The organism is Streptomyces sp. NBC_00440, from assembly GCF_036014215.1.
Classification (GTDB): Bacteria; Actinomycetota; Actinomycetes; order Streptomycetales; family Streptomycetaceae; genus Streptomyces.
Genome location: NZ_CP107921.1, coordinates 725,440 through 746,814 on the forward strand (window position 1 = coordinate 725,440; position 21,375 = coordinate 746,814).

14 protein-coding genes and 1 pseudogene are annotated in these 21,375 nt (G+C 70.0%); 5 read left to right on the plus strand and 10 right to left on the minus strand.

The annotated features are described in order from the left end of the window. Positions 1-106: 106 nt before the first annotated feature. Together OHB13_RS03290 and OHB13_RS03295 are read right to left on the minus strand one after the other, a co-directional pair. The gene (locus tag OHB13_RS03290; protein ID WP_328375485.1) at positions 107-1,765 is read right to left on the minus strand and encodes an acyl-CoA dehydrogenase family protein; all 1,659 of its coding nucleotides are present in this window, start codon (positions 1,763-1,765) and stop codon (positions 107-109) included. 36 nt (positions 1,766-1,801) lie between these two features. Next, a complete protein-coding gene (locus OHB13_RS03295) occupies positions 1,802-2,422 on the minus strand; it encodes a TetR/AcrR family transcriptional regulator (RefSeq protein WP_328375487.1) in 621 nt (206 codons plus the stop codon). A gap of 325 nt (positions 2,423-2,747) precedes the next feature. Between OHB13_RS03295 and OHB13_RS03300 the strand changes: the two genes are divergently transcribed. Next, positions 2,748-5,510: a SpoIIE family protein phosphatase gene (locus OHB13_RS03300; protein WP_328375489.1), complete on the plus strand. Its 2,763-nt coding sequence runs from the start codon at positions 2,748-2,750 to the stop codon at positions 5,508-5,510. 46 nt (positions 5,511-5,556) lie between these two features. On the opposite strand, the gene OHB13_RS03305 is transcribed toward OHB13_RS03300, so the two are convergent. The 3 genes and pseudogenes from OHB13_RS03305 to OHB13_RS03315 form a co-directional block, all read right to left on the minus strand. After that, a complete protein-coding gene (locus tag OHB13_RS03305; RefSeq protein ID WP_328375491.1) occupies positions 5,557-7,797 on the minus strand; it encodes a serine/threonine-protein kinase in 2,241 nt (746 codons plus the stop codon). A gap of 191 nt (positions 7,798-7,988) precedes the next feature. Continuing rightward, positions 7,989-8,756, minus strand: a pseudogene (locus OHB13_RS03310) (nucleotide disphospho-sugar-binding domain-containing protein); the annotation flags it as partial. Positions 8,757-8,877: 121 nt separating this feature from the next. Continuing rightward, complete coding sequence (locus OHB13_RS03315; protein ID WP_328375493.1) at positions 8,878-9,531, minus strand: CatB-related O-acetyltransferase; 654 nt, start codon at positions 9,529-9,531, stop codon at positions 8,878-8,880. Positions 9,532-9,630: 99 nt separating this feature from the next. On the opposite strand from OHB13_RS03315, the gene OHB13_RS03320 reads away from it, so the two are divergent. Both OHB13_RS03320 and OHB13_RS03325 read left to right on the plus strand, forming a co-directional pair. Next, positions 9,631-10,257 (plus strand): TetR/AcrR family transcriptional regulator, encoded by a 627-nt coding sequence (locus tag OHB13_RS03320; RefSeq protein ID WP_328375494.1) that lies wholly within the window; start codon positions 9,631-9,633, stop codon positions 10,255-10,257. A 212-nt stretch (positions 10,258-10,469) separates the two neighbouring features. Next, positions 10,470-11,153, plus strand: coding sequence for an endonuclease (locus OHB13_RS03325; RefSeq protein ID WP_328375495.1), 684 nt, complete (start codon positions 10,470-10,472; stop codon positions 11,151-11,153). A 59-nt stretch (positions 11,154-11,212) separates the two neighbouring features. On the opposite strand, the gene OHB13_RS03330 is transcribed toward OHB13_RS03325, so the two are convergent. Next, a complete protein-coding gene (locus tag OHB13_RS03330; protein WP_328375497.1) occupies positions 11,213-12,415 on the minus strand; it encodes a cytochrome P450 family protein in 1,203 nt (400 codons plus the stop codon). Positions 12,416-12,503: 88 nt separating this feature from the next. On the opposite strand from OHB13_RS03330, the gene OHB13_RS03335 reads away from it, so the two are divergent. Then, positions 12,504-13,331, plus strand: coding sequence for a phosphotransferase (locus OHB13_RS03335; protein WP_328380203.1), 828 nt, complete (start codon positions 12,504-12,506; stop codon positions 13,329-13,331). Between the two features lie 12 nt (positions 13,332-13,343). Here the strand turns inward: OHB13_RS03335 and OHB13_RS03340 are convergent, their stop codons facing one another. The 4 genes from OHB13_RS03340 to OHB13_RS03355 are packed head-to-tail and all read right to left on the minus strand — an operon-like array spanning position 13,344 to position 17,249. Further along, positions 13,344-14,051 (minus strand): glycerophosphodiester phosphodiesterase, encoded by a 708-nt coding sequence (locus OHB13_RS03340; RefSeq protein WP_328375498.1) that lies wholly within the window; start codon positions 14,049-14,051, stop codon positions 13,344-13,346. Then, positions 14,048-15,418: an ABC transporter substrate-binding protein gene (locus OHB13_RS03345; protein ID WP_328375499.1), complete on the minus strand. Its 1,371-nt coding sequence runs from the start codon at positions 15,416-15,418 to the stop codon at positions 14,048-14,050. Before OHB13_RS03345 ends, OHB13_RS03340 begins: the two co-directional genes overlap by 4 nt. Then, complete coding sequence (locus OHB13_RS03350; RefSeq protein ID WP_266859457.1) at positions 15,415-16,293, minus strand: carbohydrate ABC transporter permease; 879 nt, start codon at positions 16,291-16,293, stop codon at positions 15,415-15,417. Before OHB13_RS03350 ends, OHB13_RS03345 begins: the two co-directional genes overlap by 4 nt. Then, entirely contained in the window at positions 16,290-17,249 is a 960-nt protein-coding gene (locus OHB13_RS03355) for a carbohydrate ABC transporter permease (protein WP_266859455.1), read from the minus strand. The genes OHB13_RS03350 and OHB13_RS03355 overlap by 4 nt, the downstream gene beginning before the upstream one ends. 487 nt (positions 17,250-17,736) lie before the next feature. Between OHB13_RS03355 and OHB13_RS03360 the strand changes: the two genes are divergently transcribed. Continuing rightward, complete coding sequence (locus OHB13_RS03360; protein ID WP_328375501.1) at positions 17,737-21,054, plus strand: GH92 family glycosyl hydrolase; 3,318 nt, start codon at positions 17,737-17,739, stop codon at positions 21,052-21,054. Positions 21,055-21,375: the final 321 nt, after the last annotated feature.

Sequence of the window (21,375 nt, forward strand, 5' to 3'; positions counted from 1 at the left end):
GTGGACAGTGGGACGGGATCCCTCCCGTGCGATCAGATGTTGTGGGGCTCCCAGACCGGCAGCCAGACGTCGTTGGCCACGCCCTGCGGGGTCCCCGAGTCCGCGGTCAGACGGGGAGACGCTCCAGCACTCCCGCGAAATCCGTGTCCGGCGGAAGGGTCCCGAACGCCAGCCCCCGGTCCCCGGCCAGCCGGGACGCGCAGAAGGCGTCGGCGACAGCGGCCGGCGCGTGGCGGACGAGGAGCGATCCCTGGAGCACGAGCGCCGCGCGTTCGATCAGACGGCGGGCCCGCAGTGGGGCGTCCTCGGTGAGGACGAGTTGACCGCGCAGCTCCTGCCAGGCGGCGTCCAGTCGCCGGTCGGCGCCCGAGGCCGTCTCGATCTCGGTGCGGAAGGCGTCGACGGACTCGGACTCACGCGCCAGCGCGCGCAGCATGTCAAGGGCGTTGACGTTGCCCGAACCCTCCCAGATGCCGTTGAGCGGGGCCTCGCGGTAGAGGCGCGGCATACCGGATGCCTCGTCATATCCGTTGCCACCAAGGCATTCCAGCGCCTCGGCGACCGCTGCGGGCTGCCGTTTGCACACCCAGTACTTGCCGACTGCCGTGGCGAGCCGCAGGAACGCCCGTTCCCGGGCGTCGCCGCTCCGCCCCCGGTCGGCCGCCCCGGCGAGGCGAAGGGCGAGTGTGGTGGCGGCCTCGGACTCCACCGCGAGGTCGCCGATCACATTGCGCATCAGCGGCTGGTCGATCAACTTGGCGCCGAACACAGCGCGGTGGCGTACATGGTGGGCGGCCTGGGCCAGCGCGGCACGAGTGCCCGCAGCGGATCCGAGGACGCAGTCGAGGCGCGTCGAGGTCACCATGTCGATGATGGTGCGTACGCCCTTGCCCTCGGGGCCGACGAGCCAGGCCACCGTGTCGTCGAACTCGGGCTCGCTGCTGGCGTTGGCACGGTTGCCGAGTTTGTCCTTGAGCCGCTGGATGCGGAAGGTGTTGCGGCTGCCGTCCGGCAGCACGCGTGGCACGAGGAAGCAGGACAGCCCGCCGGGCACCTGGGCCAGCACCAGGAAGAGGTCGTTCATCGGTGCGCTGGTGAACCACTTGTGACCGCGCAACCGCCAGGTCCCGTCGGGCTCTTCGGTGGCCGATGTGGTGTTGGCGCGCACGTCGGTGCCGCCCTGCTTCTCCGTCATGCCCATCCCGGCGAGCAGTCCTCGCTTGCCTGCGGGGGTACGCAGCCCGGGATCGTAGACGCGGCTGGTGAGGAGGGGCTCGTACGTGGCGGCGAGGCCGGGAGAATGGCGCAGCGCCGGGACCACCGCGTACGTCATGGAGACCGGGCACAGGTGCCCCGGCTCCACCATCGTCATCAGCATGAACCCCGCGGCGCGGGCCACATGGGCGCCCGGGCGCTCGTCGGCCCAGGCCGCGCCGGCCAGGCCCGCACTCACGGAGGCGTCCATCAGGTGGTGGTAGGCGGGGTGGAACTCGACCTCGTCGATACGGTGGCCGTAGCGGTCGTGAGTGTGCAGCACCGGTTCATGGCGGTTGGCCTGGTCGGCCCAGCCCTGGGCTTCCTCGCCCGCGACGAAGCGGCCGAGGTCGTGGAGGTCCGCGGTGTGCCACGGCGCACCCTCACGGCACATGCCTTCCAGCAGCACGGCGTCCTGGGCGGCGTCGTGCCCGGTCAGCGGCGGCGGCTGATTGGTCACTTCGTGGGTGGGGGCGGTGGGACGGCTGCGGGGAGCGGCGGTCGTGGGCACGGTCTTCCCTCCGGGTGCGTACGTACGCGGATCGGCTCAGGGCTGCTGTGCGTCGGCCGGGACGCCCGCGCAGCGCAGCGCCATGGCGGTGAGTTCGGCGAGGAGTTCCTCGGTGGCCTTCTCGTCGTGGTGGCCGAGCGGGTCGACGAGCACCTCACCGATCGCCCCGGTGAGCGCTGCCGCCGTGATCTCGCCGTTCTGCGCGGGCAACAGGCCGTTCGCGATGCCCTCGTGGACGACCTCGGCGAACAGCGCCCGGTAGCGGCGCCGGAAGTCGAGGCGCTCGGCCCCGACCGCCGGTTCGGCGGGTGCGGCGAGCAGCGCGTATGCCAGTCCGCGGTTCTCCAGGGCGCGGCGGGCGAAGACCTGGATGCCTCGGCTGAGCCGCTCGGCGGGTGTCCCCGGCTCCTGGAGCACCTCGCCCAGGACTTCCACCTCACGTCCCGCGGCGCGTCGGAACACCTCGACGGCGAGCGCCCCCTTGGACGGGAAGTGCTGGTACACCGAACCGGCCGCGATGCCCGCCGCATCGGCGACGGCGGTCACCGACGCTTGTGACCAGCCGACTTCCGTGACCACCGAGGTGGCACATGCGACGAGGTGCTCTCTGGCGGCTTGGAGCCGGTCGATTTCGGCGGTGGTCTTGCGGTAGGCCATGAAAGAAGTGAACCACCATTCAGAGTTTCCCGCCATGGCCACCACCACCGGCACGGCCCGGCAGGAGACATGCCGCACCTCAGCACCCCGCAGGACAGCCCGGTCCGCCCAGCCGGCGCCGCCCCTCACCCGGGGCACAGGCCCGCACGACCGGGCGTACGCCGTCCGGGGGAACGGCCGACCGGCCAAGGAATTGGGTAAGGAGACATTACGGCTGATTCTTGGTCTTATGGGTTATTCCGTCTGTGGGCCCGTCTCCGGGCCACCGCCCGACGGACGGAGCAACCCTCCGGATCCTCGAAGAAACGATCGGCAGGACCGGCCCATGGGTGAGCGCAAGGCGTCGTTCGGGTCCTCGCGGGGGCGCCGTTTCTCGCTGCCGGGTGTACGCAGCGTCGCGGGCCAGATGTTCGTCCTGCAGGTGGTTGTCGTGGCGGTGCTGATCGTGGCCGCGGTGGTGGCGCTCGCGCTGCAGGTCCGGCGCAACCGCACGATGGACGCCCGCCACCGGACGCTCGACGTGGCCCAGGCCTTCGCACAGGCACCCGGCACGGCAGCAGCGTTGACCAGCGCCAATCCGACCGCGATCCTGCAGCCGCGGGCCGAGAAAGTCCGTAAGTCGACCGACATCGACTTCGTCGTGGTGTTCAGCACGACAGGGATCCGCTACACCCATCCCGACCCGAAACTGATCGGCAAGCATGTCGTCGGCCCGTACAAGTCAGCCATCACGCACGGCGCCTTCACCCGGACCTTCACCGCGAGCCAGGGCCCCGCCGTGGACTCGATCGTCCCCGTCATGCGACCCGACGGGAAGGTCGTGGGCCTGGTGTCGGTCGCGATCACGGTGGCGGACGTGGAGAGCGCGGCGAACCGCCAGCTGCCGGTGCTGCTGGGCGCGGCGGCGGGGGTACTGGTGTTGGCGGCAGGCAGCTCGGTACTGGTGTCGCGTCGGCTGCGGCGGCAGACCCACGGGCTGGGGCCGGCGGAGATGACGCGGATGTACGAGCACCATGACGCGGTGCTGCACGCGGTGCGGGAGGGCGTGGTGATCGTCGACCAGGACGGGCGGCTGCTGCTGGCCAACGACGAGGCGCGGCGCTTGCTGGAGCTGCCCGCGGACGCGGAGGGGCGACCCGTCGCGGAGTTGGGGCTGGCACCGGCTGTGGCGGAGCTGCTCGGCTCGCTGCGGCCGGCGAGCGACGAGGTGCACCGGGCAGGGGACCGGCTGCTGGGCGTCAATGTGCGGCCGGCGGCGGACGGCGGCGGACGGCCGGCGATGTATGTGGCAACGCTGCGGGACACCACGGAGCTTGCAGCGCTGACGGGGCGGGCGGAGATGGCACGGGGGCGGCTGACGCTTCTGTACGAGGCGGGGGTACGGATCGGGACCACCTTGGACGCGAAGCGCACGGCGGAGGAACTGGCGGAGGTGACGATGCCGCGGTTCGCGGACCTCGTCACCGTCGACCTGGCCGATGCCGTGGTGCAGGGGCAGGAGCTGGGGTGGGCAAGCACGGAGATGCACCGGGTGGCCCTGCGCGGGGTACGGGCCGACGCGCCGGTGGCCCCGGTCGGCGATGTGGTGCAGTTGATCCCCACGACACAGCAGACGGAGGGGCCGGCCCCGGACCGAGGGGGCCTGATCGCCGATCTGCGTACCGAGCAGGACTGGCGAACCCACGATCCCGAGCGTGCGGCGATGATCCTCGACCACGGCCTCCATTCGCTGATCGCGGTGCCGCTGCTGGCCCGCGGGACGGTGCTGGGCAGGGCCTGCTTCTGGCGCTCGGAGCAGGCGCAGCCGTTCGAGGCGGACGATCTGTCCTTCGCCGAGGAGCTGGCCGCCCGGGCAGCCGTGTGTCTGGACAACGCCCGTCGCTTCACCCGGGAGCACGGCGTGGCCGTCGCTCTGCAGCGCAGCCTGCTGCCCCGTGGGCTGTCCGGGCAGACGGCGGTGGAAGCCGCCCACCGTTATCTGCCCGCCCAGGCCGGCGTGGGCGGGGACTGGTTCGACGTCATCCCCCTGCCCGGGGCCCGGGTGGCTCTGGTGGTGGGCGACGTGGTCGGGCACGGGCTGCACGCCGCGGCCACCATGGGCCGGCTACGGACGGCGGTGCACAACTTCTCGGCCCTGGACCTGGCGCCCGACGAACTGCTGGGATACCTGGACGAGTTGGTCGTCCGGATCGACGCCGACGAGGGCACAGGCGACGAATGGCCCGGGGTGACCGGGGCGACCTGCCTGTACGCCGTCTACGACCCGGTGGCCGGCCACTGCCGGGTGGCCCGGGCGGGCCACCTCGGGCCCGCACTGGTGCATCCGGACGGCACGGTCACGTTCCCGGATGTGCCGCTCTCCCCGCCGCTCGGGCTCGGCGGCCAGCCGTTCGAGATCGCCGAACTGTCCCTTGCCGAGGGCAGCCAGCTGGTGCTGTACACCGACGGGCTCGTGGAGGACCGCGACCGGGACGTCGACACGGGTCTGGACCTGCTGCGGGAAGCCCTGACCGGGCACCCCGGGCGGGGCCCGGAGCAGACCTGCCAGGCGGTCATCGACTCCGTCCTGCTGCCGCAGCCCAGCGACGACGTCGCGCTGCTGGTGGCCCGCACCCGTCTGCTGGGCCCGGGACAGGTGGCCGAGTGGGAGGTGCCGTCCGATCCGGCGGCGGTCGCGTCCGTACGCAACGACGCCAGCCGGCAGCTGGCGGACTGGGGGCTGGACGAGATCGCCTTCACCACCGAACTGATCCTGTCGGAGCTGATCACGAACGCCATCCGGTACGGCACGCCTCCGGTACGGGTACGGCTGCTGCGGGACCGCACCCTGATCTGCGAGGTCTCGGACGGTTCCAGCACGTCCCCGCACCTGCGCCAGGCGAAGTCCACTGATGAGGGCGGCCGCGGACTGTTCCTGGTTGCCAGACTCGCGCAGCACTGGGGCACTCGGTACACCCCGACCGGCAAGGTCATCTGGACCGAACAGGCTCTGCACAACGGCACCGGGGAAGTGAACCTCGACCTCGCCGACCTCTTCCTCGAACACGGGGTACCGCCCGATGACCTCGGCGATGACGAGAGTCCGTGACGGTGCTCGACGGCATGGGCGGCACCGGCGACCGGTGCCACCCGGGTCAGCCCGACTTCGGCGGCCTCTGCGTGTCGAAGGCGAACAGAGTGTTCTTGGCCGCGGCCACGATCACCGCACGCCCCGCAAGAGTCACGCGCGGGCTTGCGCCCTGCTCCCCCGTCAAACCGTCGGCCCGCGGATCTGTTGTCCACAGGGGTTCGCCACCGCGCGGTGACAGCGCGACGACCCGGCCGGTGGCCGAGCTGAAATACAGCGCCCCGGCCCCCGCCACGGGGCCCGAAGCACCCTCCACGCCGGTCTGGCGCGACCACTTCTTCCGGCCGGTCTCGGGGTCGAGCGCCGTGACGAGACCGATCTGCCCGCTCACGTAGACGGTGCCGTCCGCCATGCCGGGCGTCCCCGCGTAAGTCCTGGGCAGCCGGGAGTACGTGACCTTCCGCGAGGCCGGGTCGACCCGCGCCACCCCGTCGTAGCCGGCCATCGCCGTTCCCTCCATGTGTTCGTGAAGGAGTACGAGCCTGCCGTTGGCGGCGCCCATCGGCACGGCGGGGCCGTTGACCGCGATGGGCCTGCCCAGCGTCCCCGAGGCGCGGTCCACCACGTACAGGGTGGAGTGGCGCACCTCCAGGTTGTTCACCTCCGTATCGGGGGCGCACATCGCGAGGAGCTGTGGGCCCAGCGGGACGGGAGCGCACCGCGTACCCGCGGGGAACGATGTCCGCCAGGCGACCGCGCCGCTGTGCGCGTCCCGGGCCTCCAAGCGGGAGTTGGAAGAGTCGACCGTCACGACGGATGAGCCGATCACAAGGGCATCCTGCGACCGGCCGGTGACGGCCTGCGACTCGGCGCCGGACGGCACGGACCACAGCTCCCGGCCGCTGTTCGCGTCGAGCGCCACCACCTCGTTGGGAGGGCCCTGCGGGGCGTTCTGGGCGGCGAAGCGGTAACCGAGCACCGTGTCGTCGGTGGCGCCCACCAGGTGCATGCCCTCGACGGGGACGCCCGGGCTCTTCGCCGTCCACACCCGCGAGCCGTCCCGGGCCCTGAGACGGGTCGCGACGACACCGCCGCCCCCGCAGAACAGCGCGTCGCCGCGCGCGACGCAACGCAGCTCGTCAGGAATGTCCTTGCGGCCGCCCTGCACGGTCCTGCGCCACGGCTGGAATCCGTCCGGGAGTGCGCCACCCGGCGCCGCAACGACGCTGTTGCCCTTGTCGCCGCCGCTGTTCCCCCCGAAGCCGCCCGCCTGGAGCGCGGTGACTCCCCCGCCGATCGCTGCCACCGCGACCGCCGTCGCGAGCACAGGACGCCAACGGCGACGCAGACGGCGGCCGATCGCGGTGCTCCCTGTATCGGGACCGGCCGGGGCGGTGGTCGGTGCGGCCGACGCGGGGGCGGCCGGCGTCGCGAGGTGATGCTGGGTGTTCACATCGCGGGTGCAGCCCGCGCCGACCCCGTTCGCGTCGGTCCCACCGAGGTCGGCCGGCAGGTCCCGCAACAGTACGAGGAGTTCGTCCGCCGAGGGGCGCCCCTCGGGCTCCTTGGCCAGGCACGGCTCGACGACCGCGCGCAAAGCGCCCGGCACGGCGTCCAGCGACGGCTCCTCGTGCACCACCTGATACGCCGTCATGTACGGACTGTCCGCGTCGAAGGGCCCTTGCCCCGTCGCCGCGTACACCAGCAGCGTCCCCAGCGAGAAGACATCGGACCGCGGCCCCACACCACGCGGCGCCTGCAACTGCTCCGGCGACATGAAGGGCGGCGTACCGATGACCCGCCCGGTCATCGTCAGTGTCTGCTGGTCCACGGCGCGCGAAATGCCGAAGTCGATGACGCGCGGGCCCTCGGGCGAGAGCACGACGTTCGAGGGCTTCAGGTCACGGTGGACGACGCCGACCCGGTGGATGTCGCGCAGCGCCTCCGCCAGCCCGATGGCGAGCCTCCGCAGCTCCGCTCCGTCCAGCGGGCCGTCAGCGGCGATGCGCTGGGCGAGCGTGTGCCCCTCGATATAGGTCGTCGCCATCCACGGCTGCTCGGCCTCAGGCGCTGCGTCGACCACGGCGGCGGTGAACGCGCCGCTCACCCGCCTCGCCGCGGCCACCTCCTGCCGGAAACGGATGCGGAACTCGTCGTCCCCCGCGAACTGCTGGTGGATGAGTTTGATCGCGACAGGTCGCCCCGAGCTCGTACGGGCCAGAAAGACCGTGCCCATGCCACCCGAGCCGAGCCGCGCCTCCAGCGGATAGCCGCCGATCTCGGCTGGGTCACCTCCGCGCAGCGACACTCTTCCCGACCTCCCGTCCCCCGTGCACCTCTGCCACCACGGGCCTGCGTACCTGTCCTGCACACAAACTAGCCGCTGGGCAGTACGGAAGAGCAATGCGGGTGACGAACAGGGAGCCGGGAGCCGCTCCCGTACCGCACATCCCTGACGAGGACGGCGCGGTGCCGGGCGGGGAGGCGAGGCGGCAGTGCTCAGAGCGCGGGGCCCCCGGCGGCGGCCGGCATCTTCTCGATGAGGTCAGCAGCGCGCGGGGTGCTGACCTCGGCCCGGGCAGCGGTCTGCAACTGCTTGGACCGGGCAACGCGTTCCGGATCCGTGACCAGGCCGTTCAGCGCCGCGCGAAGGGTCTCGGCGGTGGCGTCAGCGGTGTCCACACGCCGGGCGACGCCGAGTTCCACGAGCCGGTCGGCGTTCATGAACTGCTCGGCGCCCTGCGGCACAGCGATCATGGGAACGCCGGCGAGGAGCCCTTCACCGCAGCCGCCCATGCCGGCGTGGGTGATGAAGGCGTCGGCCTGTTCCAGGACCGCCCGCTGCGGGACCCAGGAGTGCACCTCGACGTTGGGCGGGATGGTGCCGAGCTCCTCGGGGTCGGTGTACTTGCCGATCTGGAGTACGACGTGCCAGCCGGGCAGGTCGCCGAAGGCCGCGATGCACTGGCGGTAGAACTCGGGCCGGCGCGTGTACGCCGAGCCGAGCGAGATCAGCAACACGTTGTCGGCGGTCGCCGGGCGGGTCCAGCCGTCCGTGTCCGCTCGGCTGTCGAAGCAGGGGCCGACGAAGGTCACCGCGCCGGTGTCGACCCGATCGGCGTGCGGCTGCATCGCTCGCGGGATCAGGGCGAGCGCTCGGGCGGGCGGGCCGGAGAACGTGTCCACGTCCGTGGTGGTCGCACCGCAGCCGGCGAGCCACCGTGCGAACCTGTCCCGGTACGCGTCGGCGCCCGGCAACTTCCGCAGATGCACAACATGACTGACGAAGGGGATGCCGACCATCGCGATATGGACGCGGCGTCGGGACATGGGCGATCACTCGTTTCTGGCGCGGGACGGGTGCGGGCGGTGTGGCGAGGACGCGGTGTCAGGGCTGGTCGATCCGCGCGGCGGCCTCCTCCAGGTCGGTGACGGTCCCCGACATGATCGTCCGTACCTGCTCGGTGATGTGCTGCACAGGCCAGTCCCACCACGCCACGGCGAGGAGCCTGGCGATGTCCGCGGCGTCGTAGCGGGTGCGGATGAGCCGGGAGGGGTTGCCGCCGACGATGCCGTAATCGGGGACGTCGGCGGTGACCACGGCGCCGGCGGCGATGATCGCGCCGTGGCCGATGCGTACACCGGGCATGACCGTGGCGCCGTGGCCGAACCACACGTCATTGCCGACGACCGTGTCGCCCCGGCCGGGCAGGTTGGTGATCAGGTCGAAGTGCTCGGCCCAGGAGCCCCCCATGGTGGGGAACGGGAAGGTGGAAGGGCCGTCCATGCGGTGGTTGGCGCCGTTCATGATGAACCGGGTGCCCGTCCCCAGCGCGCAGTACTTGCCGATGGAAAGCCGCTCGGGACCGTAGTGGTACAGGACGTTGCGGGTCTCGAACGCGGTCGGGTCGTCCGGATCGTCGTAGTAGGAGAAATCACCGACCTCGATCAGCGGCGACTTCACCAGCGGTTTGAGCAGAACCACGCGCGGGTGCTCGGGCATCGGGTGGAGCACGGTGGGGTCGGCAGGAACGGGCGGCATCGTGGAGGCGGTTCCTCTCTGGGGAGCCTAGCGCGACGACTGTCGCGTTAAGATGCTGGCACAGCCCTGCCGCCTTGATCAACCGGATACTGATTGCCGATGACAGACCCACTCGACACGACGTCGGACCGCCGCCCGGGTGGTCGCACCGCCCGCATCCGCGCCCAGGTTCTCGATGCGGTGCGCGCCGAACTCACCGAACGCGGTCACGAAGGACTCACGATGGAGGGGGTCGCGACGCGGGCCGGAGTGCACCGCGCCACGGTCTACCGGCGCTGGCGCGATGTGGGCGGCCTGCTCGTCGACGTCATCGGCGCCGCCGGCGAGATCGACTGGCAGCCGCCGGACACCGGCTCGCTGCGAGGCGATCTGACGGCCCTCAACCAGGAGATCCAGGAATCCCTGGCCGTACAGCCGTCGTTCGCCGTCGCCCTGATGGCCGCCTCGTTCCACTCCGAACAGGCCGCGCGGGCCCAGACGCAGTTGTGGACGGACCGGTACGCCCAGTGCGAGATCCTCGTCGAGCGGGCCATCGAGCGCGGTGAACTCCCCGCACAGCACACGGACGCACGGAGCCTGCTGATCGCCGCCACGGCGCCCCTCTACCACCAGCTGGTGCTTCTGCGTGCCGATCAGGACCCGCAACTCCCGGAACGGGCCGCGGAGGCGGCAGTCCTGGCGGCTGCCGCGGGCGCCTTCTCCGTCCATCGGGAAGAGAGCGTGTGATCGAGGGGACGGGAGGCGAACTCAAGTGCCATCACGAGCGCGACAAGACCTGGATCACGGTCCGGCCGCCGCGGCTCGGACACCAGGGAGCCGCTGGGGCGCCACGAGAGTCCGCGGAGGCCGGATGCACCTGCCCGTCCGCTTTGGGACAATTCAGTAGTAACGGAGTCCGAAGCGCAGCACCACACCATTCGCTCAGGGAGGACGTCACCATGAGCGCCACGGCCACGCGCCGCGAAACGGCCCGCGCACTGCTCGACACCCATGGACAGACCTACGCCGCACAGGCGGGAATCCGGCTCCGGGACACTCCCCAGCCGCTCTATCAGCTGCTGGTCCTCGCTTCTCTCCTCAGCGCCCGTATCCGGGCCTCGGTCGCCGTCGGCGCGGCCCACGAACTGTTCGAGGCGGACATGCGCACCCCCCGCCGGATGCAGGACGCCACCTGGCAGCAGCGTGTGGACGCACTGGGCGCCGGCCACTACAGGCGGTACGACGAGAGCACGTCCACCACCCTCGGCAAGAGCGCGGAATTTCTCCACGAGCACTACGGCGGCGACCTGAGGCGTCTGCGCGAGAAAGCCGACGGCGATCCGGAACGCATGAAGGAACTCCTCCAGGAGCTGCCCGGGATCGGCCCCGCCGGCGCGGCCATCTTCCTGCGTGAGGTCCAGGGGATCTGGACCGAGCTGGAGCCCTATCTCGACGGAAAGGCGGTCCAGGGGGCGAAGCGCCTCGGGTTGCCCACCACCCCCCGCGAACTGGCGAAGCTGGTGTCCGCGCAGCAGCTGGCAGTCTTCGCCGCGGCCCTCGTACGGGCCGCGCTCGACACATCGGTGGCGGAGGACGTACGGGAAAAAGCCGGCTCGGCCAGGGGCAAGTCCAAGAGCGGCTGACCACCTGCAAGACCACGCCGGCCAGTCAGTGCTCACCCGCTCCGCAGTCCGGGTGGTGGTCAGTAGCGCACCGGCAGTGCGACCAGCCCGCGGGCGCGCATGGACGGACGCCACCGCACTTCGTCCGGGGCGATGTCGAGGGCCAGAGCGGGGAAACGGTCGATGAGCGCGGCGAGAGCGATCTCGGTCTCCATCCGGGCCAGCGGTGCGCCGAGGCAGTAGTGGATGCCGTGGCCGAGGGCGAGATGACCGGTGGCGTCACGGCCGATGTCGAGCCGGTCGGGTTCGGTGAAGCGGTGCGGGTCCCGGTGCGCGGCGGCCAGGGACAACAGGACGGTCTCACCGGCCGGGATGCCGACCCCGCCGATGGTGATGTCCTCGGTGGGGAAGCGCCGGATGGCCAGGGGCACGGGACCGTCGTAGCGGGCCAGCTCCTCGACCGCGCCGGCCAGCCGACCGGGATCGGCACGGAGCGCGCTCAGTTGGTCGGGGTGGCTGAGCAGGGCCAGGGTGGAGTTGCCGATCAGGTGCACGGTGTTCTCGTACCCGGCGAACAGGATCACGAAGGCCAGGGACGTGAGCTCGTCCTCGCTCAGCCGGTCCGTGTCGTCCCGTACGGCGATCAGCGCCGAGAGCAGGTCGTCGGCGGGCGCGGCCTGCTTGTCGGCGATGAGCTGGGCGAAGAAGGCCAGCATGCTGCGGACCGATTCCTTCGCCCGGCCGGGTTGCGCCGGGTCCGGGGCGAGCAGGGCGTCGGTCCAGGACCGGAAGTCGCGGCGGTCGTGCGGAGCCACGCCGAGCAGGTCGCAGATCACCGTGATCGGCAGCGGTGCGGCGTACGAGGTGATCAGGTCCGCGTGACCGTGAGGTGCGATGGCGTCGAGCAGCGAGTCAGCGGTTTCCCTGATGGGTTCGCGCAGGCGGTCGATGTGGCGCGGGGTGAACGCCCGGGACACCAGACGGCGGATGCGGGTGTGGTCGGGCGGATCCATGTTCAGCAGGTTCGCGTCCAGCGCCGGCGGCAGCGCGAGCCCGTGGTAGCCGCCGGGCGTCGCATTGCGCTTGTCGAGGGAGAGTCGGCGGTCGGCGAGGGCCTCGCGTACGTCGTCGTAACGCGTGACCAGCCAGGCCGGAAGCCCGTCCGTTCCGGCGATGCGATGGACGGGCCCGGCTTCGCGGAGCCGCGCGTACACCGAGTACGGGTCAGCGACCAGCTCCGCTGGGTCAACGAGGGGCGGCCTGCTGGGCGTTGTGGCGGACATGGACTCCACCCTAACCATCGAGTTCAATCAGACGGTGAATTCTTCACCGGAGAGGTGGGCGAGGGCCGAGCGGCTCGATGCCGAGCGAATGACTGAAGCCCTGTATTCGCAGACGGGTGTCCGTCTGACGGTCCAGGGCCCGTGTCCGGGTGGGCAGGTGGGTGCCGCCTACGTGCGGTGGGCCGACGGCCGCCGCTCGGTCCTGAAGTGGCGACCGCACAGCAGGCTTGCCGACATACAAGCAGGACCGCTCAGCGTGGCCGACATCCTCCGTTCTCCGGAATACCCGGCGCCGGCCACCGAGTTGGCGGTCCAGACCGGCCATGCGGTGGTCGTTGTGCAAGAGCTCCTGCCGGGCGCGAAGATCGACAATCTGGACCACCGTGGCCTGGAGCAGGCCCTCGAACTCAACCGGTTGCAGACCGGTCGGCTCGCCGACCGCCCGGACATCCCTCCGGTCGGCCTGCACCTGAGCGAGGACGGTTCCGGCTACTGCCTGCACGAACCGCTGCGCCGGCACAACCGCCGCAGTGCCGCCCTCGAACGCTGGATCACCGCAGTCGGGCAGGACAACCCTGACCGGCTGGGCGGATACGACGCCGTGCACTACGACTTTCATCCTGGCAATTTGCTGGCCGTCGGCGGTGCGATCACAGGCATCGTCGACTGGGACGGCGCCGGGCGCGGTGATCGCCGACTCGACCTGGTGACCTTGCGCTTCGGCATCCACGCGAAGACGTGTGAACCGGGTGTCGCCGAACGACTTGACGACGTCCTCGATGCTCTGCCTGACACCTTCCTCCGACTCGCCTGGGCCCACATGAGCCTGCGCATGGTCGACTGGGCCATCCGGCATTTCGCTCCGGCCGATGTCGAGCACTGGCTCGACATCGCCGAACAACGCGCCTACCAGTGAGTACCCACGCCGTCAACTGCCGGACGTGTCCAGCCACTCGCCGATCCGCCCCGGGTGGTCCGTGGTCACGGCGTCCGCTCCGATCTCGACCCAGCGGAGCAGGTGGGCCCGCTCCGCGGTGGGCCAGGCATCCACCTGGATGCCGCTCTCGTGACAGCGGTCCACGAGGTCCCGGGTGAGCTCGGGCTTCAGCTCCGGGCACACCCAGGTGGCCTTGAGGTCCAGCGCGTCCTTGATCATTTCAGCGCCGGGGTGGTGGGTGATCAGGCCACGGGGGACGTGCGGCAGCCATCGGGCGGCCTCCTCCACCGCGGCCTTGCTGAAGGAGGTCAGTACTACCGACCCGGGCAGCGGGGTACGGCGTTCCCGCTCGGCGAGCGCCTCCACCGCCTCCAGGGCCTTGATCTCGATCTGGACGACGTCCCCGCAGACTTCCATGGCCTCGTCGAAGGTGGGTATCCGCTCGCCCTGCCCGGCGTCCAATGCCCGGAGGCCGGCCAGGGTGAAGTCGGCGACGAGGCCGGTGCCGTCAGTCGTACGGTCCACGGCCTTGTCGTGGATGACGACGAGGTGGCCGTCGGAGGTGAGGCGGATGTCGAGTTCGATACCGTCGGCGCCGAGAGCGAGAGCCCGCCGGAAGGACCGCAGGGTGTTCTCCGGCTCGTCGGCCCGGGCTCCACGGTGTGCGTACACCACGGGACGCCTCACGGGGTGGTTCACAAGTGCTCCTCAATCATCGGGCCGTAGCGGTCGACGCCCTTGCGCAGCTGGTCGGCGACCTCCGCGAAGGCCTGCTGTGCGGGGGTGTTCGCCGACCATATGCGCTGCAGAGCAGTGTAGATACGCACATTCGCATTCGGAATCATCATGCGCACCTGGTCACCGGGGCGGGTGAGATCCAACTGCCTGACGGCCGTGGCGAAGTTCGGGTCGTCCTTCATCAGCTTGGCGAGGGTGGGCTCCTTGACCGCCGCCGGCACCACGGGCAGGTAGCCGGTCTCGACGGCCCACTGCGCGGCGTTCTCGGGGCGGGCCAGGAAGCGCGCGAACTGGGCCGCGGCCTCCTTGCGTTCCCGCGGCACGCGCTTGAATATGCCCAGACCGCCGCCGCCCGTATTGACCGCGAACTTCTCCTTCTTGGGCAGGAAGCCGGTGCCCAGCTCCCAGCCGTTCGCCTTCGCCATCTCGTTGATCTTCTTCAGGCCACCGGTGGAGGTGACGAGCGTGGCGATCAGCTGGTTGCCCAGGTCGGCGGTGGGCTCGGTCGCCATGTAAGCGATCCTGTCCTTGAAGATCAGCTTGCGCTGCCACTCGCCCGCCGCCACGGCCCCGCCCCCGTCGATGGTGACGTCCATGCCCTTGGAGTACGCCCCGCCCCACTGCCAGGCACTGCACTGGAACTGCCAGTCCCCGTCAACTGCCTGGTACGCCTCCAGGGCCACCCGCTTGCCGCCCACGCTCTGCCGGGTGACGTGGCGCGACCAGTCGTAGAGCTCGTCGTAGCTCTCCGGAGGGCGTACCGGTACGCCGGCCTTCTTGAAGAGCGTCTTGTTGTAGTAGAAGAGCGGCGTGGAGCGGGCCAGCGGGAGCCACCAGGTGTGCCCCTTGCGGACGCCCTCGCTGAGCAGCCGCGGATTGTAGGTCCGCTCCAGCTCGCCCTGTGCGAAGTAACTGTCCCAGGGTTCCAGGGCGTCGCCGAAGTAGAACTTGTACCACTTCACGTCGGACAGGACGCACAAGTCGGGGGCCTGGGCCCCGAGCAGGCTGATGACCGCCTTCTGGGCGCACTCGTCGTAGGTGCCCTGGAACTGCACCTCCACGTACACGTCCCGCTGCTCGCGGTTGAAGGCGTCGACGAGTTTCTGCAGGGCCGGGCCCACCGGATCTGCGAACGTCGACCAGAGGACCACCCTGGTGCGCCCCCGGAACGCATCGGGTACCGATCCGCCGCCGGGCTGTGTGACGGTCCCCGTGGTCTGGCCGCAGGCGCTCAGCGCCGCGGCCAGTCCCAGCCCCGCGCCCGCCCCGAGCAGCCTGCGCCTGTCGAGCGCGGGGCCCGCGGACTCCCGCAGCGAGGTCCGTGTCATTTTCCGGCTCCCTGGGTCAGCCCGGCGATGATGTAGCGCTGGGCGAAGAAGAACATGACGAGGACCGGCACGATCACCATCACGGCACCGGCGAGGATCGCTCCCCAGTTGGCGAAGGTCTCGGTGTTCTTGAGGAAGAGCAGACCGATGGGGAGGGTCCGCATGTCCGCGCTGCTGGTGACGATCAGGGGCCAGATGAAGTCGTTCCACTTGCCGACCAGGACGACCAGGGCGACGGTGATCACCATCGGACGCGACATCGGCAGCACCACCCGGAAGAGGATGCGCAGGTGCCCGGCCCCGTCGATCTTCGCCGCGTCCGTGATCTCCTGAGGCAGTGTCAGCATGTGCTGGCGCAGCAGGAAGGTACCGAAGACCGAGCCGAGACCCGGGGCTATCAGGCCCGCGTAGGAGTTGACCCAGCCGAGCTGGGCGATGGTCAGGAAGTTCGGCAGCAGCGTGACGTGGCCTGGCACCATCATCGCGCCCAGCAGGAACAGGAAGAGGACCTTCTTGCCGGGGAACGGCAGGAACACGAACGCGTAGGCGCAGAGCAGCGCGGCGGTCAACTCGATCGCGGTGCCGATCACGGACACGATCAGGGAGTTGAGGAAGAACCGGCCGAACGGCGCCGCGCTCCAGGCGTCGGAGAAGTTGGACCACCGCAGGTCCGTGGGGATCCAGTGCGGGGGGTAGCTGTAGATCTGCGGGTTGGTCTTCAGCGCTGAGGAGATCAGCCAGTACAGCGGGCCACCCGCGATGACGGCGACCAGGACGAGCAGCGCGTACAGACCGAAGCGGCGTGCGCGGCGGGCACCGGAGCGGCCGGCTGTGGCGACCGGGCCGGCGTCCGTCAGGGAGTCGGCGACTGTCACTGGTAGTGCACCTTTCGCTGGAGGAAGCGTGCCTGGAATCCAGTGATCAGCAGCAGCACCACGAACATGATCATTGCGGCGGCCGACGCGCGGCCCGCGTCGAAGGTGCGGAAGCCCTGGTCGTAGATGAACCAGCTGAGGATCGAGGTGGAGGTGCCGGGGCCGCCGTTGGTCATCACGGCGATCACATCGAACGCCTGGAAGGTGCTGATGGTGCAGGTCACCAGCAGGAAGAAGGTGACGGGCGAGAGCAGCGGCAGGATGATGCGGCGCAGCCGCGTCCACGCTCCCGCGCCGTCCAGGGCCGCCGCCTCGAACACGTCCCTGGGCAAGCCCTGCAGACCGGCGAGGTAGACCACGGCGACGAAGCCGATGTTCTTCCAGAGGTAGACCAGGACGAGGCCGGACAGCGCCCACTTGGAGTCGGTCATCATCGCCGGCGCGGCCAGGCCGAGTGGTGCGAGCAACGGGCGTATCAGTCCGTAGTTGGGATCGAAGATGAACAGCCACAAGGTGCCGACAGCGGCTCCGGAGAGCACGTACGGGGCGAAGGCCAGCGTCCGCACGACGTTCCGCCCGCGCAGCCGCTGGTTGAGCAACAGGGCGGTGGCGAGGCCGAGTACCAGTCCGCCCGCGACGATTCCGACGACGAACAGCACGGTCGTCCACAGGCTGCCGCGGAAGTCGGGGTCGGCGAACAGCGACGTGTAGTTGTCCAGGCCGATCATGTGCCACGTCGAGGAAACCATGTCCCAGTCGGTGAGGCTCAGATAGGCGTTGTAGATCACCGGCCAGTAGGCGAACACCAGCAGGAAGAAGAAGTTCGGGGCGGCGAAGGCGGCGAACAGCAGGTACTCGCGCCGCCGGCGCCGTGCGCGGGTCCGGGGCCCTGCCGCGCCGGCAGTTGCCGGACTTGGCGGGGCGGCTCTGCCGTCCTGCATCAAGTCGGTCGTCAAGACAGCGTTGTCCTTCCGGCGAACCGTACAACGCCCCCTGCTGGACGCGGTATCGGCCCTAGGAATACCAACAAAGTGAACGAGAAGAGAACACCGCTGCGTGTTACGAATTGGCAGCCAGGACTCCGGACGGTCCCCGCGCGACACCCGTGATGCCCACCGTGACCGGCTGCTTTCCAGGGCTGAAGGGAGGCGGCGCCCGTCTCACATCTGTCGTGTGATGACGGCCCGGCCGGCGCGACGGCAACGGCAGCCACCTCGGCCAAGTGACGGAGCAGTAGCCCCTTGCCGGGGTGGAGGAGACGATCTAGCGTCACGTGCGGTGCATGACAACGATGTCCACGAGTGGCAGCACGGCGGGAGTGGTATGCAATCAACGCGATACGCACCGACCCGGAACGGATCGGCGGCACGGCGCCTGAGGGACCGGTTGGGGACGGCTGCGCTCTGTTTCGCCCTCGCCGCCGGGGGATCTGTCACCGGGACTGTGGCGAGCGCGGACGCCGCCACGCAGCCGGCGGCGGCGTCCGACGCGACGCCGGGAGCGGGGACCGATCTGACGAAGCTGGTCAATCCGTTCATCGGGACCGAGAACGAGGGGCTGACCTTCCCCGCGGCGGGCGCACCGTTCGGCCTGGTGCAGGAGAGTCCGTTGATGAAGACGGCCGGCGGCACGGGGTGCGACAAGGAGTCGTCCGACACCGTCATGGGGTTCAGTCAGACGACGATCAACGGGTGCCGGTTCAATTACCTGCCGATGATGCCCACCACCGGAGAGGTGAGTTCGACCGATCCGGGGCAGTACGCGTCGACCTTCAGCCATGAGAACGAGACGGCGAAGCCCGACTTCTACCGGACGAAGCTCGACAAGTACGGCGTGACCGCCTCCTTGACGGCGACCGCACGGACCGGGTGGCAGCAGTACACGTTCCCGCGGACGCGTCAGGCGAACGTACTGTTCAACGCCGGTGCAGGCGTGAGCGATTCCGAGATCCGCGTCGTCGGCAGCCGGACGGTCGAGGGGTGGGTCGAGGATTCCAAGAAGACCTACTTCGTCGCCGAGCTCAGCCGGCCGTTCGCCTCGTACGGCACCTGGAAGGGCACCGAACGGAGCCCGGGTTCCCGCGAATCGGCCGCCAAGGGGTCCAACGGTGCGTGGGCGACGTTCGACACGACGAAGAACGACGCCCCCGTGGTCGCGAAGGTGGGGCTCTCCTTCACCGGACTCGACGGCGCGCACAAGAACCTCGCGACGGAGACGGGAAAGTTCGGCTTCGACTTCGACGCCGTGCACAAGGCGTTGAACGGCGAGTGGAACACCATGCTGCACAAGGCCGCGATCGGCGGTGGTGGGCATGACCAACAGGTCGCGTACTACACGGCGTTGTACCACTCCATGGTCGATCCGAACATCATCGGTGACGTCGACGGCCGTTACGTCGGAGCCGACAAGAAGACCCACACCGCCAGGGGCTACACCCCGTACAGCAACTTCTCGCTGTGGGACACGTACCGGACGCAGAACAAGCTCCTCGAAATGCTCGTTCCCAAGGTCGCACACGACATCGACATGTCGATCCTCGCGATCGCACGGGAGGGCGGCGCGCTTCCGCGCTGGTACCTGGAGAACGAGGAAGGCAACATCATGACCGGTGACCCGGTCACGCCGTTCCTGGTCGAGGGCTGGTCGAAGGGGTTGCTCACCGGTGCGGACGCCGAAGAGGCGTACAAGTACCTCCGGGCGAACGCGACCGAGGTACCGCCCGCCGGCGTCCGCGAGAACGGGCGTGCCGGTGCCGCGTATTACGCGGAGCGCGGGTACATCCCCTACGGCCTCAACGTGAAGTCGAACGCCGACTGCGACGGCGGCACGAGCGGCAGCTGCTGCCCGACCAAGTCGAACGACAACGACTGCTACTACGGCACGTCGGCAACGTTGGAGTACGCGGCGGCCGACGCGTCGCTGGCGCTGATGGCGAAGGGCCTCGGCCACACCGCCGACGCCATGATGTTCGCCGAGCGCGGGCAGGCGTACAAGAACGTCTTCGACCGGCAGACCAGCCAGTTCCGACCGCGTACCGCGGCCGACGGCACCTGGCTGACCCCGTACGACCCGGTCACGAGCAACCACGCGCTGCACGAGCAGAACGCGAGCCAGTACCAGTGGCTGGTGCCCCAGGACCCGGCGGGGCTCATCGGCATGCTGGGCGGCAAGGACGCGACGAACAAGCGGCTCAACGACTTCTTCGCCTACGACGACCTCCTCACCGACCCGGAAGGAACCGCGCGCACGGCCTGGGTCAGCGACCCGTACAACTACTACGACTCCACGAAGTACAACCCGAACAACGAGCCGAACCTCATCGCCCCGTACCTCTACGCGTGGACCGGGCAGCCCGGCAGCACCGCGACCGTGGTCAAGGCGCAGGAGACCCTGTTCACGAACAGCCCCGGCGGCATCCCCGGCAACGACGACATGGGAGAGATGTCCTCCTGGTACGTCATGTCGTCGCTGGGGCTCTACCCCACGACCAGCGGCGGCAACTTCGACGTCCTCACCACGCCGCAGTTCCCGGACGCCCGGGTGCGGATCGGTGAGTACGGGAAGACGCAGGGCGGAACGCTGAGGATCTCCGCGCCCGACACCAGCATGGCCAACCGTTACGTCGCCTCCGCGACGGTGAACGGCAAGGCCTGGGACAAGGCGTGGGTCGACCAGGCCGACATCGCCCACGGCGGGCGCATCGACTACGCCCTGAGCACCAAACCCACCGCGTGGGCGACGGACGCGAAGGGCGCCCCGCCGTCGATCAGCACAACGCCGAATCCGCAGCGCCGGCTCAGCGCTCACGCAGGGCCGGACCAGGTCGTCATGGAGCCCACGGCGGATCGTGCGTCGCGGCAACAGGTCGACCTGACGCTGCTGGCCACGGCTCCGCACACCGCGCGGGTCGCCGTGACCGCGAAGGCGCCCAAGGGCTGGTCGGTGTCCCCGGCCGGCACGACGGCGACGGCCGAATCGGACGGGCTCCCCGCCCAGATGAACAAGCAGTTGCGGATCACCGCGCCGGCCGGGACCAAAGCGGGAACCTACAAGGTGAAGGTCTCCGCCGGACTCCCCGGAGCCACGCCGGTCGGGAAGACCGTCACCGTCGTGGTCCCGCGGGCCGGGGCGAACTGCGCCATCAAGACGGACACTTCGTGTGCCGTCGACCTCAACGCCGCCTACAACAACGACGGCGTCGCCACGCTCGCCGCCCCGGGCGAGGGGGACTTCGACAGCACGGGTACGAGCTTCGCCGCCGACCAACTGCCCGCACCGGGCCCGGTCGCCTTCGGCGGGGTGACCTACCAGGCGCCCCCGACCTCCGGCAGCAGCAAGAACTTCGTCAAGTCCACCGGGCAGGCCATCGCCCTCCCCTCCGGCGACTACAAGAGCCTCCACATCGTGGGCGCTTCCGACAACGGCAGTACCGGCGCCGCGTCGGCCACCGCCGTCGTCACCTACACCGACGGCAGCACCACGACGGTTCCACTCGAACTCACCGGCTGGGCGAACAAGACTCCGGACTTCGGCAACGCCGTCGCGCTGACGACCGCGTACCAGCTCAAGGCCGGAACCGGGAAGACCACCACCAAGGCGTCGCTCTACGAAACGACCGTCCCGCTGGAGTCCGGGAAGCAGGTCCGGTCCCTCTCGCTGGCAGCACCGTCCGTACCGGCCTGGGTCGCGCCCGGGTCCGGAGGACTCGACTGGCAACGCAACAGCGACCTTGAGGTCTACGCGATGACTCTGGAGCACTGACCGTCGCAATCGCCCCTGCCACACAGGTTCGCAGCGATCCACGGGAGGCCCGGTGCCGGTGAGCACCGGGCCTCCCGTCAAGCCAACTCCACGTTGCTTGACCTGGCTTTCCCTGAGTGCCGCCCTGCACCATCGGGGGAATGACCGCCGCCGTCATAAGGGTCGGCATCCCAGGGCACCGGCGCCGACCAGCACATACACCGAGGGTGTCACCCCGGACGCGGCCAGGCCTGCGGCCGCGCGAGCGACGAGCAGCACCCCGACAGCGGGGAGGCGCCGCTGCGGATGGCCGCGGCGCCGCTCCCCGGTCGATGCCCGCCC